A 13,715-nucleotide genomic window follows, 5' to 3' on the forward strand; every position below is an offset into this window, starting at 1 on the left:
CCTTCCCCGCGCCGACCGACGCCCCGCCCGCTGACGCCCCGGCGCCCGCCGCCTCCCCCGCTCCGTACGCCCCCGCGATGCTCGCCGCCAGCCGGACATTGCCCCGTACCGCCGCCAGATTGGCCTCCAGGGACGCCCCCTCCGTGTGCACCGTCAGGTACTCCAGCAGGAACGGCGTCACCCCCTGCCCCACGATCCCCTTCTCCTTCGCCGCCGCCAGGCCGCCCGCGAGCACCCGGTCGTGGAGCGCGGGATCCAGCTGGTCCGACTCCGGCACGGGATTGGCGACGACGAGTGCCGCCCGGGGCTCGCCCAGCCGGTCCTGCGCCCGTATCACCCCGGCCACCTCCTCCGGGGTCCGCAGTGTCCAGTCGACCGGCTCGCCCGAGGAGGAGAGGTAGAAGCCGGGGAAGTGCTCCGTGCCGTACCCGACGACCGTCACCCCCAGGGTCTCCAGGCGCTGGAGCGTCGCGGGCACGTCGAGGATCGACTTGACCCCGGCGCACACGACCGTGATCCCGACGCGGGCGAGCAGCCGCAGGTCGGCGGACTCGTCCTGGGTCTCGGCCCACTCGCGGTGCACGCCGCCGAGGCCGCCGGTCGCGAAGACCCGTATGCCGGCCGCGTCCGCGAGCCGGGCCGTCGCCGAGACCGTCGTCGCCCCGGTCGCGCCGGACGCCAGGGCCGGGGCCAGATCGCGGTGGCCGAGCTTGCGTACCGCCGGGTCCTCGGCGATCCGGGTCAGGGCCGTCCGGTCCAGGCCGACCCTGGCCGTGCCGTCGACCACGGCGACGGTGGCGGGGACGGCGCCCCCGGCCCGTACCAGCGCCTCCAGTTCCAGGGCGACGGCGAGGTTGCGCGGGCGCGGCAGGCCGTGGGCGATGATCGTCGATTCCAGCGCGACGACGGGACGCCCCTCGTGAAGCGCTTCCCTTACCTCTTCGGACACCTGTGTGGACATGTCCCATTCCTGGCGCGACCGTGGGCCTCGCAAACCTCCTCGGCGAGCACCCGCCACCCGCAGGCCGGCGCCTTCGGAATCCGTCACGGCGGGCCCGGCGGCGTCGTCCGAGTCGGCCGCCGCACCCGCCGGGTACCGTGCCGAAGGGGCGGTACGGATTTCGTCGTCGTCGCACGATTCGGGCATCGCGCCTGGTGGGAGGCGAAGCGGAGGGTGTTCATCCACCCGGTCCCGGCCTCGGGGCCGCCTCGGAACCCCGCTACAGTCACCGCCCATGACGACACACGACCAGCCCTCCTTCGCCGTGCACATCCCCGACGAGGAGCTCGAAGCGGAGCCGCTCGACCCCGGCCAGATCGTCTCCGGCACGCCCGAGGTGACGGGCAAGCTGCTGTGGGAGTCCGCCGACGGCAAGCAGCTGCGCGGCATCTGGCAGATCACGCCCGGCGTCGTCACCGACACCGAGGCCGACGAGCTCTTCGTGGTGGTCTCCGGCCGGGCGACCGTGGCCGTCGAGGGCGGGGACACCCTGGAGATCGGCCCGGGTGACGCCTGTGTGCTGCGCGAGGGCGACCGTACGACGTGGACCGTCCACGAGACCCTCCGCAAGGCGTACCACATCAGCCTCTGAGGCCTGACGAAACCTTCCGCGAGGCCGCCCCCGGTTCGTCGGGACCGCCCCTGCAGGCCCCTCGGAAGACGCTCGAAGTCCCGGGGGGGGACCGGGGTGGTTCCGGGTCCGGGAGGCAACCTGCCTGTCGGCCGGCCTCCCGGGCAGCGGCCGGGGGGCGGCGCCCGTCCCCACCGGCGTGACGCGCTCAGTGAGAGCTTGGACCCAGCCGCCCGTTATCACCCCGCCGCGCGGCGCCCCGAATCGCCACCCGGCCGGTCGCTCGTGCCCCCGCCCGTGACGCGGGCGCCCGATCCACGGCGCGCACGCGGTCCGATGCGCCGCACCGGTGTACAGCCTCTCCGCCTGCTCCCGCCTCGGCCTCCGCCTCGCGCGCGAGGCGGGCAGAAGTCGACCGGCCCCGCGTCGCCTCGCCCGCGCGGCCTCCTCCCCCCGGTTCCGTACGGACCCGGCGGGTCAGGCCTTTCGCGACGAGCCGCGGATCGCCAGCGCCGCCATCGGCAGCAGCAGGCACGCGGCGATCGCGTTCAGCGGCCCGTACCCCGCCTTCGCGACGATCAGGCCCGCCGCCAGGCCGCCGATACCGGCGCAGGTGTTCATGACGAAGTCGGAGAGCCCCTGGACCGCCGCCCGCGCCGCCTGCGGCACCGAGTCCGTGAGGAGCGCCGAGCCCGACACCAGACCGGCCGACCAGCCCAGGCCGAGGACGAAGAGCCCCAGGGCGGTCCGGCCGTGGTCGGCTCCCGCCGTGCCCGCGACGAGCGCCGCCACGGCGATCAGCCCGACCGCGAGCCCGATCACCGACAGCCGTCCCAGCCGGTCGGACAGCCAGCCCATCACGGGCGAGAAGGCGTACATGCCGGCGATGTGCCCGCTGATCACCAGCCCCACCAGCTGGATGTCCGCCCCGTGGTGGGTGAGCGCCACGGGGGTCATCGACATGATCGACACCATCGCGGTGTGCGAGGCGGCGACGGTGACCAGGGCGAGACGGGCCCGGGGGGACTCCCGGACGACCCGCATCCCGGCGCGGAGCGAGCGCCCTTCCGCCTCTTCGCGCGCGTCGGTGTCGGTCAGCGCGCGGGCGGTGAGGAGCGGATCGGGGCGCAGCAGCGTCGCCACCACGGCCGCCGCGACGACGAAGACACCGGCGGCCCAGACGAAGGGCCCGGCGGTGGCCGGTATCCCGAGGCCCGAGACGCTCTCCCCGGCCGGCGCGGCGATGTTCGGTCCGAGCACCGCCCCGATCGTGGTCGCCCACACCACCGTGGAGATGGCCCGAGCCCTGCGGTCCGGTTCGGCCAGGTCGGCGGCGGCGAAGCGGGCCGCCAGGTTCGCCGAGGACCCGGCGCCGAAGCCCACGAGCCCGACGAGAAGCAGGGGGAAGCTGTCGACGACGGCCCCGAGGACCGCGACCCCGGCCCCGAGCGCTCCGATGAGGTACGCGAGGACGAGCCCGGCTCTGCGGCCCCGCGAGGCCATCAGGGCGGCCAGCGGCATCGCGAGGAGCGCGGGACCGGCCACCGTCGCCGTCGACGCCAGACCGGAGAGGGCCTCGGAACCGCTGACGTCCCTGGCCAGGACGGCGGACAGGGCGACGCCGGTGGCGATGCCGAGACCCCCGAGGACCTGGGTGGCGATGAGCACGGCCTGGATCCGGCGGCGGACCGCGGGCAGGGCGGCGCCGACGACGGCGAGGCGCTCGGGAGAGGAGGCGGCGACGGAGTCATCAGCGTCAGGGGCGTCGGGGGTCTTGGTCACTGACATGAGTGTGCCAGCGACCCCACCCGAGGGAAACGTCCCCGGTCCACCGACCGCCCCGCTTCTCGGGACGCCCGCCCCGCTTCTCGGGACGCCCACCCCGTTCAGAACAGCGGGGCGGGCAGCACCCCCTCCAGGGCCAGCAGCTGTCGCTTGGTCTCCAGGCCGCCCCCGAAGCCGCCGAGGCCACCGTCGCTCTCCACCACGCGGTGGCACGGCACCACCAGGGGCAGCGGATTGGAGCCCATCGCCGCCCCGACCGCCTGCGCGGCCCCCGGCTGCCCCACGCGCCGGGCCAGCTCCCCGTACCCGACGACCGTCCCGTACGGCACGGTCGACGCCAGCGCACGCAGCACCTGCCGGCTGAACCCGGCCGTCAGGCTCCAGTCCAGCGGCAGTCCCACATCGCCGGGCTCGCCCGCGAAGTACCGGTCCAGCCGACGTATCGCGCCCGCGAGCAGCCCCGAGGCACGCTCCACCGGCTCCGCCCCGAGCTGACCCGCCAGGCGGGCGAGCATCTGCTCCCGGCGCGCCGCGTCGGCGTGGAACTCCACCCGCACGAGCCCCCGCGCGGTGGCGGCGAGGAAGAGCGGCCCGATGGCGCTCTCCACGACGGTCCACTCCGCGGGGACGGCCCGCCCGCCGCCCGTCGGCCCCGCTTCGATGTCCATGCCGCCCACGGTACGACCCGCCACTGACAGCCCGGAGGGGAACGGCTCGCCGGACCGGTGGAGAACGTTTTCCCGCCGTCGCCGCACGCGCGCCGCTTCGGCCCGCCAGGGAGGTCACGGCCCGGCACCGCTCCGATCTCACGACCGGTAATTCCCCGGTCACGTGGTCCGGAGGCCTGCGGCGCGCCATAATCTCGCCCGGTAGTACTACCCAGCGGTACCGACTGTTTTCGGACGACGTGGCACCAGGGGTGGAGGACACACGCTCATGCACGGCACGGTCGACGGATTCAGTTACGGCCTGGTCACGCCGGTGGCCGCCTTTCTCATGGCGTGCCTCGGCGGCGCTCTCGGCCTCCGGTGCACCACGAGATCGCTCCGCCACCGTGACAGCTTCAAGGCGGGCTGGCTCGCGCTCGGTGCCACGTCGATCGGCTCCGGCATCTGGACCATGCACTTCATCGCCATGATGGGCTTCTCCGTCCACCAGGCACCCATCAACTACGACCGCCCGATCACCTTCGCCAGCCTGGGCGTCGCCGTCCTGATGGTCGGTATCGGCATCTTCATCGTGGGCTACCGGGGGGCCACGGCCCTCACCCTGGTCACCGGCGGCACCATCACCGGTCTCGGTGTGGCCACCATGCACTACCTGGGCATGGCCGGAATGCGTCTTCAGGGGCGGATCGAGTACGACACGTCCACCGTCGCCCTCTCCGTGGTCATCGCCGTCGTGGCGGCCACCGTGGCCCTCTGGGCGGCCGTCTCCGTGCGGGGATTCCTGGCCAGCCTCGGTGCCAGCCTCGTGATGGGCGTCGCCGTCAGCGGGATGCACTACACCGCCATGGCGGCGGTCAGCGTCCGTCTCCACAGCACCGAACCCGCCACCAACACCGGTGACGCCGCCACCTCGCTCCTGCTGCCGATGCTGCTCGGCCCGGCGGTCTTCCTCATCCTCGCCGCCGTCGTCGTCATGTTCGACCCGCTGCTCGTGATGGGCGACCCGGACTGGCAGGGGCCCGCGGCCCGGACCCCGCACCGCCCCGGCGTGCCGGCCCCCCGCCACGTCCCGTCCTACGGCGAGCCCGCCAACTGGACGTCCCGGCCCGCCGGCCGCGCCGCCCGCAGGACCGCCGCCCGGGGCGGCCACCGCTCCCAGGACTGGTGATCACCGCCCGGCTGTCGGTGCCGGGTCGTACGGTGGTTGCATGCGGCCCGTTTCCAAGATCGAACGTTCGGTGGCGCCCTTCGAGGTCGTCAGCTCCTACCAGCCCAGCGGTGACCAGCCCGCGGCCATCGCCGACCTCGAGCGGCGTGTCCGCGCGGGGGAGAAGGACGTCGTGCTCCTCGGTGCCACGGGCACCGGAAAGTCCGCCACCACCGCGTGGATGATCGAGAAGCTCCAGCGCCCCACCCTGGTGATGGCGCCGAACAAGACGCTGGCCGCCCAGCTGGCGAACGAGTTCCGCGAGCTCCTGCCGAACAACGCGGTGGAGTACTTCGTCTCGTACTACGACTACTACCAGCCCGAGGCGTACGTGCCGCAGTCGGACACGTACATCGAGAAGGACTCCTCCATCAACGAGGAGGTGGAGCGTCTCCGCCACTCCGCGACGAACTCCCTGCTCACCCGCAGGGACGTCATCGTGGTCGCCTCCGTCTCCTGCATCTACGGCCTCGGCACGCCACAGGAGTACGTGGACCGGATGGTCCCGCTGAAGGTCGGCGAGGAGTTCGACCGCGACAAGCTGCTCCGCCGCTTCGTCGACATCCAGTACACACGGAACGACCTGGCGTTCACCCGCGGCACCTTCCGCGTCCGCGGCGACACCATCGAGATCTTCCCGGTGTACGAGGAGCTGGCCGTCCGCATCGAGATGTTCGGCGACGAGATCGAGGCCCTCTCCACCCTCCACCCCCTCACCGGCGAGGTCATCAGCGAGGACCGCGAGCTGTACGTGTTCCCCGCCAGCCACTACGTCGCGGGCCCCGAGCGCATGGAGCGCGCGGTCAACGACATCGAGCGCGAGCTGGAGGGCCGCCTCGCCGAGCTCGACAAGCAGGGCAAGCACCTGGAGTCGCAGCGGCTGCGCATGCGGACCACGTACGACATCGAGATGATGCGCCAGATCGGCTCCTGCTCCGGCATCGAGAACTACTCGATGCACTTCGACGGCCGCGGGCCCGGCACCGCGCCCAACACCCTCCTCGACTACTTCCCCGAGGACTTCCTGCTCGTCATCGACGAGTCGCACGTCACCGTGCCGCAGATCGGCGCCATGTACGAGGGCGACGCCTCCCGCAAGCGGACCCTGGTCGACCACGGCTTCCGGCTGCCGTCCGCCCTGGACAACCGCCCTTTGAAGTGGGAGGAGTTCCAGGAGCGGATCGGCCAGACCGTCTACCTCTCCGCGACCCCGGGGACGTACGAGCTGTCCCGGGGCGACGGTTTCGTCGAGCAGATCATCCGCCCCACCGGCCTCGTCGACCCCGAGGTCGTCGTCAAGCCCACCGAGGGGCAGATCGACGACCTGGTCCACGAGATCCGGCTGCGCACGGAGCGCGACGAGCGGGTCCTCGTCACCACCCTCACCAAGAAGATGGCAGAGGACCTGACCGACTACTTCCTGGAACTCGGCATCCAGGTCCGCTACCTGCACAGCGACGTCGACACCCTGCGCCGCATCGAGCTGCTCCGCGAGCTGCGGGCCGGCGAGTACGACGTCCTCGTCGGCATCAACCTCCTCCGGGAGGGCCTCGACCTCCCCGAGGTGTCGCTCGTGGCGATCCTCGACGCCGACAAGCAGGGCTTCCTGCGTTCCGGGACCTCCCTGATCCAGACGATCGGCCGCGCCGCCCGAAACGTGTCGGGCCAGGTCCACATGTACGCGGACCGGATCACCCCGGCGATGGAGCAGGCCATCGACGAGACCAACCGGCGCCGCGAGAAGCAGATCGCGTACAACACGGAGCGGGGCATCGACCCGCAGCCGCTCCGCAAGAAGATCAACGACATCGTCGCGACCATCGCGCGCGAGGAGATCGACACCGAGGAACTGCTCGGCAGCGGCTACCGCCAGGCGAAGGAGGGCAAGGGCGCCAAGGCCCCCGTCCCCGCGCTCGCCGCCCACGGCGTCAAGGGCAAGGGCAGAGGCAAGGCCGGATCGACGGTGGAGCTCGGAGACCGGCCCGCCACGGAACTGGCCGCGATCATCGAGGAGATGACCGCCCGGATGCGCGCCGCCGCCGCCGAGCTGCAGTTCGAGGTGGCCGCCAGGCTCCGTGACGAAGTGGGAGACCTGAAGAAGGAGTTGCGCCAGATGAAGGAGGCGGGACTCGCCTGACCGGACGCGGTCCGGTGTGTTGCAAGACCGACACGAAACCGGACCGCGCCTCCTCGGTGTCAGTGGTGCTGCGTAGGGTGACGGACAACCGCACGCACCGGAACAGCGGGCGCGGGGAACGCTAACGAGAGGGGCATACGCGTGTCGGTCAACATGACCAAGGGGCAGGCCATCAGCCTGGAGAAGAAGGGCGGGGGCAACCTCACCCAGGTGCGGATGGGCCTCGGCTGGCAGGCCGCGCCGCGCCGCGGTCTCTTCGGTTCGCGGACCCGGGAGATCGACCTGGACGCCTCGGCTGTCCTCTTCGCCGACAAGCAGCCGGTCGACGTGGTCTTCTTCCGTCACCTGGTCAGTGACGACGGCTCGGTCAAGCACACCGGTGACAACCTCGTGGGCGGCGCCGGCCAGGGCGGCGACGACGAGGCGGTCCTCGTCGACCTGGAGCGGGTCCCGGTCCACATCGACCAGATCGTCTTCACGGTGAACTCCTTCACCGGCCAGACGTTCCAGGAGGTGCAGAACGCCTTCTGCCGCATCGTCGACGAGACGAACGGGCAGGAGCTCGCGCGCTACACCCTCGACGGCGGCGGCAACTACACCGCCCAGATCATGGCGAAGGTCCACCGGGTCGGCACCGGCTGGCAGATGACCGCCCTGGGCAACCCGGCCAACGGGCGCACCTTCCAGGACCTGATGCCCGCCATCCTGCCGCACCTGTAGACGGCCCGCGCGGCACGCACCACAGCTCCCGGAGGCGACAGGCCACCGGGAGCTGTCCCGCATGAACCACACGATCGCTTCACACCGAGCCCGGTAACGCTGAGGGGACAGAGTCGATGACGGCCGAGCTGGTCCGGGGGCAGAACCACCCCCTGCCCGACACCCGCCTTGAGATCCGGGTGTCGGCCGGTCACCCCGTCCTCGCCGGAGCCACCCTCGGCGACGAGCGGGGCAGGGTCCCGGGCGGGGAGTGGATCGCCCACCCCGGCTCGCCCTCCCTCCCCGGCGTCGACGTCTCCCGCGAGGCCGCCGCCGACCACCGGCTGACCGTCGACCTGGAGGCGGTCCCCGGCACCGTCCACCGCGTCTCGGTGCTCCTGGCCCTGCCGGCGGCGCGCACCGAGGGAGCCGCTCGGTTCGGAGCAGTCGCCGCGCCCTTCGTCGCCGTCGCCGGCGCCGACGGCGCCGAGATCGCCAGCTACACGATCACCGGTCTCGACAGCGAGTCCGCCGTCGTCGCCCTGGAGCTGTACCGGCGGCAGGGCGCCTGGAAGGTCCGTGCCATGGGCCAGGGGTACGAGGGCGGTCTCGCCGCGCTCCTCGGCGACCAGGGCCTGGAACGGGCCGCCGATCTGGCGGCGGCGATCCTGGAGACGGTCGCGCCGGCTCCGGCGCCGCCGCAGCGCGCCCCCGAGACGGAGCGCGTACGCCACACGGCACCGGTGCCGGCCACGAACCCGGCCCCGACCACCCCGGCGACACCGCCACCGCCCGCCACCGTGCCGGACACCGGCACCACCGCACCCACGACGCGCACGGGCGCGACCGCGCCGGCCACCCACACGGCCGCGCCCACGCCCGCGGCACACCCCGCGGCACCCACGACGGGCAGCGGCCCGCCCGTGCCAACGGCGGGCACCGACGCGACCGCACCCGTCACCGACCCGGCGGCTCCCGCGCCCGGGCCCGCGCACCCGACGGGCACCCACACCGGCGGCCCCATCGACTACGCCCACCCCCGCCGCCGGACCGCCCCCACGACCGAGCCCCGGCAGGCCCCGCCCGCGCCGGTCGCCGGGGACGCGTCGGGCTGGTCCATGGACGAGCGGCTGTACAACCAGGTGTGGGGCATGTTCGAGGACCTGGCCCGTACGGCCGCCGCCTACCGCAGCGCCTGCGACTTCGCGGAGTCCCGGCTCGACCGTGAGCTGGACCAGACCCTCTCCGACTACCGCGCCCGCGCCGACAGCGCCAACGACGCGGCCCGCGCGGCCGCCCGCGCCCGGCACGACGAGCTGGTGGAGCGGGCCCAGGCGGTCCTGGACCGGGACCTCGCGCAGCTCGTGGCCGAGTCCGAGGTCGTCGAACCGGCGCTTCCCGCCGCGTACGCCCGCTGGGACAACCCGGTCTGGCAGGCCTACCGCGTCCCGGCCGAGGAGCCGATGGCCGTCCGGCTCGGCGACCTCCACCTCCCCGAGCGGACGGATCTGCGGATCCCCATGCTCGTCCGGCTCCCCCTCGAGCGCGGCCTCTGGGTGGACAGCGGCCGTGGGCACTCGGAAGCCGCCGGTCTCCTCGACGAGACCGAGCTGCGGCGGTTCGCCCTGGACAGCGCGGTCGCGCACGCGGCCCGGCTGCTCGCGGCGCACCCGGCAGGGGCGTTCGCCCTCCATGTCGTCGACCCGGCGGGCGCGGGCGCCACCTCGCTCGCGCCGCTGGTGGAGTCGGGTGTCCTCGCGGCCCCGCCGGCCCGGGGCGCGGCCGGCGTCTCCGCGGTCCTCGAGCAGCTCACCGACCGGGTCGACCTGCTGCAGATGGCGGTGCGGGCCGGGGCGGCCGACGCCCTGCCGCCCGGTCTGGACGCGGCGCGGCAGCTTCTGCTCGTGCACGACTTCCCGCACGGCTTCGACGACAGGGCGGTCACCCGGCTGCGGTATCTCGCCGACGAGGGACCGTCGGTCGGCGTCCATCTGCTGATGGTCGCGGACCGGGAGGACGCGGCGGCGTACGGGCCCCTGCTCGACCCCCTGTGGCGTTCGCTGCTGCGGCTCACCCCCGTCCCGGACGACCACCTCGCCGATCCCTGGGTGGGCCACGCCTGGTCGTACGAGCCGCCGCTCGTTCCGCCGGGTAGCGGGGTGCTCCGTCAGGTGCTCGCGCAGGTGGCCGATGCTCGCCATGGAAAGCGTCCCTGACCTGCTCTTTTGGCTACTCTTTACCCTGCCCTTTACCTTCTCTTGGGTATTCGGGTAGTCTTCTTGGTGCGGAGGGGAGTACTCCCCAAGCGCGGCGTACCCGTCAGTACGGACGGATCCACGGTGATCCGATCCCGGGGCGTCGGCCCGGCGGCGTTCGTCCGTCGCCCGGGTGGAAGAGACCTCCGGCAGCGACGACGCTGATCAGTAGCCGTACGACGCCGGAGGCGCAGTGGACGTTTCAATGACCATGTGGGTCCTGACCATTCTCGGTCTGGGTGCCCTGATCGGTGCCGACTTCTTCATCGGGCGCAAGCCCCATGACGTGTCGGTCAAGGAAGCCGGAATCTGGACCATCGTCTGGATCGTCCTGGCCGCCCTCTTCGGGATCGGCCTGCTGATCTGGGGCAACAGCCAGGCGTCCGGCGAGTTCTTCGCGGGCTACATCACCGAGAAGTCGCTCAGCGTCGACAACCTCTTCGTCTTCGTCCTGATCATGGCGAAGTTCTCGGTCCCTTCGCACCTCCAGCAGCGCGTGCTCCTCGTGGGCGTGCTGATCGCCCTGGTGCTCCGTGCGATCTTCATCGCCGCGGGCGCGGCGATCATCGCCAGCTTCTCCTGGGTCTTCTACATCTTCGGCGCGTTCCTGATCTACACCGCCTGGAAGCTCATCCAGGAGGCGCGCTCCGACGACGAGGAGGACGAGTTTGAGGAGAACCGTCTCCTCAAGACCGTCGAGAAGAAGTTCGGCGTGGCCGACCGGTACCACGGCACCAAGCTGTTCATCCGGAACAACGGCAAGCGGATCATGACCCCGCTGATGGTCGTCATGCTCGCCATCGGCACCACGGACATCCTCTTCGCCCTCGACTCCATCCCGGCGATCTTCGGCCTCACCCAGGACCCGTACATCGTCTTCACCGCCAACGCCTTCGCCCTCATGGGTCTGCGGCAGCTGTACTTCCTGATCGGCGGCCTGCTCAAGAAGCTGGTCCACCTCAGCTACGGCCTGTCGGTGATCCTCGGCTTCATCGGCGTCAAGCTCGTGCTCCACGCCCTGCACGAGTCCGGGGTGCACGTCCCGGAGATCTCCATCCCGTTCTCGCTCGCGGTCATCTGCGGTGTCCTGGTCATCACCACGATCACCAGCCTCATCGCCTCCAAGAAGCAGGCGGAGCGGGAAGCCGCCGAGAGCGCGGCCGACGCCGACGGAGCCGAGAAGGACAGCATCGGCGCCTGACGCGGCGCACACGGCGACGGCCGGCCCGGGGAGAGCTCCCTGGGCCGGCCGTCGCCGTGTCCCCGGCCCCGCACGGGGCCGCTACGGGTCTACACCGGATCCAGATCGGCCACCGGCTCCGGGACGGCCCGCGCCGGCAGGGTCTCCGGGAGGAGGGCGAAGCAGCCCAGGCTGACGAGCGCCACCACGGTCAGATACGCGGCCACGCTCCAGGGCGGTCCTGAACCGCCGTCGGAGAGGGCGGTGGCGACGAGCGGGGTGAGCGCGCCGCCGAGCACCCCGGCGAGGTTGTAGCCGACGGCCGCGCCGGTGCAGCGGACGCGGGGCTCGTACAGCTCCGGGAGGTACGCGGCGACCACCGCGAACATGGTGATGAAGGCCAGCAGCGCGCCCAGGAAACCGAGGAACATCAGGAACGGCCGTCCCGTGTGCAACAGCGCCACCAGCGGGAACATCCAGAGCGCGGAGGCCGCGCACCCCGCGAGACAGAGCGGACGGCGGCCCCAGCGGTCGGCCAGGAGCGCCACGAAGGGGGTCGCCGCACCCTTGATCGCCACCGCCGCCATCACGCAGGTCAGCATCACCGTGCTGCTCACCCCGAGGTGCTCGGTGCCGTAGGCCAGGGCCCAGGTGGAGACCGTGTAGAAGGTGGCGTATCCGACCGCGAGGGCGCCGGCCGTCAGCAGGACGAGCCGCCAGTGGTCGCGGGCGACCTCGGCCAGCGGGGCGCCGGAGCGCTTCCCCGCCGCGGCCAGCTCCTCGAACTGCGGGGTCTCCGCGAGGGAGGAACGCAGTAGCAGTCCCGCCGCCGCGAGCAGGCCCGCCGCCCAGAACGGCACCCGCCAGCCCCAGGACCGGAACTCCGCGTCGCTGAGGCCCGCGGACAGCGCCAGCATCACCCCGTTCGCCAGGAGGAAGCCGATCGCCGGGCCGATCTGAGGGAAGCTCGACCAGAGCGCCCGCCGGTGCGCCGGGGCGTGCTCCGCGGTGAGCAGCACCGCCCCGCCCCACTCGCCGCCGAGCCCCAGGCCCTGGAGGAAGCGCAGGAGGAGCAGCAGCACGGGGGCGGCGATACCGAGCGTGGCGTACGTGGGGACGCAGCCGACCGCGACCGTGGCGCAGCCGGTCAGGAGCAGGGAGACCATGAGGACCGGGCGCCGGCCGTACCGGTCGCCGACGTGGCCGAAGAGGATCGAGCCGAGCGGACGGGCCACGAAGCCGACGGCGAAGGTGCCGAAGGCGGCGAGGGTCCCGGCGAGCGGGGAGAAGGTCGGGAAGAAGAGCGGACCCAGGACGAGGGCGGCGGCGGTCCCGTACACGAAGAAGTCGAAGAACTCGATGGCGGTGCCCACGAGCGAGGCCGCGGCGACCCGCGCCATCGACGGGGCGGCGGGGGCGGCGGGGGGAGCGGGAGGCGACGGAGAGTGACTGAGGCGCATGTGGCGCCAACTACCCGGCCGACCTCCCGGTTACGGGGGCGTGCGGGAGTGCGACGCTGCTCGGCCGCGCGCTCTCGGTCCCGCCGGGGATCACCAGCCGCGCTCGCGCCATGTCGCCAGGGACGGGCGCTCGTCACCGAGCGTGGTGTCCTTGCCGTGGCCCGGATAGATCCAGGACTCGTCGGGGAGCGCCGCGAACAGTTTGGTCTCCACGTCGTGGAGGAGGCTCGCGAAGGCCTCCGGGTCCTTCCGGGTGTTGCCCACGCCGCCGGGGAACAGGCAGTCGCCGGTGAAGACGTGCGGGTGGCCGTGCGGGTCGTCGTAGACGAGGGCGATCGAGCCCGGGGTGTGGCCGACCAGGCGGCGCGCGGTCAGTTCCACCCGCCCCACCCGGATCGTGTCGCCGTCCTCGACGGGCACGTCGGTCGCGACCGGGATGCCCTCCGCGTCGTACGCCCCCGCGTAGGTCACGGCGCCGGTCGCGGCGACCACCTCGGCGAGCGCCTGCCAGTGGTCGCCGTGCCGGTGGGTGGTGACGACGGCTCCGACACCGTCGTCACCGATCAGCGTGAGCAGCGTGTCGGCGTCGTTGGCCGCGTCGATCAGGAGCTGCTCGCCGGTGGCCCGGCAGCGCAGCAGATACGCGTTGTTGTCCATCGGGCCGACCGCGACCTTCGAGATCATCAGGTCCGTCAGCTCGTGCACGTCCGCCGGTCCGCCGACCTTCACCACTCCGCTGTACGTCATGTGTTC

At 72.5% G+C, this 13,715-nt stretch carries 10 protein-coding genes and 1 pseudogene; 6 read left to right on the forward strand and 5 right to left on the reverse strand.

Translation table 11 applies throughout. The features are described from left to right. Positions 1-58: 58 nt before the first annotated feature. Positions 59-961: pseudogene (locus ACFWV2_RS18530) on the reverse strand (pseudouridine-5'-phosphate glycosidase); the annotation flags it as partial. 274 nt (positions 962-1,235) lie between these two features. On the opposite strand from ACFWV2_RS18530, the gene ACFWV2_RS18535 reads away from it, so the two are divergent. Continuing rightward, positions 1,236-1,592 (forward strand): cupin domain-containing protein, encoded by a 357-nt coding sequence (locus tag ACFWV2_RS18535; RefSeq protein ID WP_384406087.1) that lies wholly within the window; start codon positions 1,236-1,238, stop codon positions 1,590-1,592. A gap of 456 nt (positions 1,593-2,048) precedes the next feature. Here the strand turns inward: ACFWV2_RS18535 and ACFWV2_RS18540 are convergent, their stop codons facing one another. Together ACFWV2_RS18540 and ACFWV2_RS18545 are read right to left on the reverse strand one after the other, a co-directional pair. Beyond that, positions 2,049-3,359, reverse strand: a complete 1,311-nt coding sequence (locus tag ACFWV2_RS18540) for an MFS transporter (RefSeq protein ID WP_384406088.1) — start codon at positions 3,357-3,359, stop codon at positions 2,049-2,051. Between the two features lie 98 nt (positions 3,360-3,457). Continuing rightward, positions 3,458-4,024 carry a methylated-DNA--[protein]-cysteine S-methyltransferase gene (locus ACFWV2_RS18545; RefSeq protein WP_384406089.1) on the reverse strand — a complete coding sequence of 189 codons (567 nt, stop codon included), beginning with the start codon at positions 4,022-4,024 and terminating at the stop codon, positions 3,458-3,460. Between the two features lie 268 nt (positions 4,025-4,292). Between ACFWV2_RS18545 and ACFWV2_RS18550 the strand changes: the two genes are divergently transcribed. The 5 genes from ACFWV2_RS18550 to ACFWV2_RS18570 all read left to right on the forward strand — a co-directional run bounded on the left by ACFWV2_RS18550 (position 4,293) and on the right by ACFWV2_RS18570 (position 11,523). Then, positions 4,293-5,192, forward strand: coding sequence for an MHYT domain-containing protein (locus ACFWV2_RS18550; protein WP_384406090.1), 900 nt, complete (start codon positions 4,293-4,295; stop codon positions 5,190-5,192). A 40-nt stretch (positions 5,193-5,232) separates the two neighbouring features. Next, positions 5,233-7,368 (forward strand): excinuclease ABC subunit UvrB, encoded by a 2,136-nt coding sequence (gene uvrB / locus ACFWV2_RS18555; protein ID WP_384406091.1) that lies wholly within the window; start codon positions 5,233-5,235, stop codon positions 7,366-7,368. A 141-nt stretch (positions 7,369-7,509) separates the two neighbouring features. Further along, positions 7,510-8,088, forward strand: coding sequence for a TerD family protein (locus ACFWV2_RS18560; protein WP_360782813.1), 579 nt, complete (start codon positions 7,510-7,512; stop codon positions 8,086-8,088). Positions 8,089-8,204: 116 nt separating this feature from the next. After that, complete coding sequence (locus ACFWV2_RS18565) at positions 8,205-10,283, forward strand: TerD family protein (protein WP_384406092.1); 2,079 nt, start codon at positions 8,205-8,207, stop codon at positions 10,281-10,283. A gap of 250 nt (positions 10,284-10,533) precedes the next feature. After that, positions 10,534-11,523, forward strand: coding sequence for a TerC family protein (locus tag ACFWV2_RS18570; protein WP_360784971.1), 990 nt, complete (start codon positions 10,534-10,536; stop codon positions 11,521-11,523). Positions 11,524-11,612: 89 nt separating this feature from the next. On the opposite strand, the gene ACFWV2_RS18575 is transcribed toward ACFWV2_RS18570, so the two are convergent. Both ACFWV2_RS18575 and ACFWV2_RS18580 read right to left on the reverse strand, forming a co-directional pair. Next, positions 11,613-12,902, reverse strand: a complete 1,290-nt coding sequence (locus tag ACFWV2_RS18575) for an MFS transporter (protein WP_384406108.1) — start codon at positions 12,900-12,902, stop codon at positions 11,613-11,615. Between the two features lie 150 nt (positions 12,903-13,052). After that, positions 13,053-13,709 carry an MBL fold metallo-hydrolase gene (locus ACFWV2_RS18580; protein WP_384406093.1) on the reverse strand — a complete coding sequence of 219 codons (657 nt, stop codon included), beginning with the start codon at positions 13,707-13,709 and terminating at the stop codon, positions 13,053-13,055. Positions 13,710-13,715 lie beyond the last annotated feature (6 nt).

Origin of the sequence: Streptomyces sp. NPDC058671 (genome assembly GCF_042716475.1) — a bacterium.
Lineage (GTDB): Bacteria > Actinomycetota > Actinomycetes > Streptomycetales > Streptomycetaceae > Streptomyces.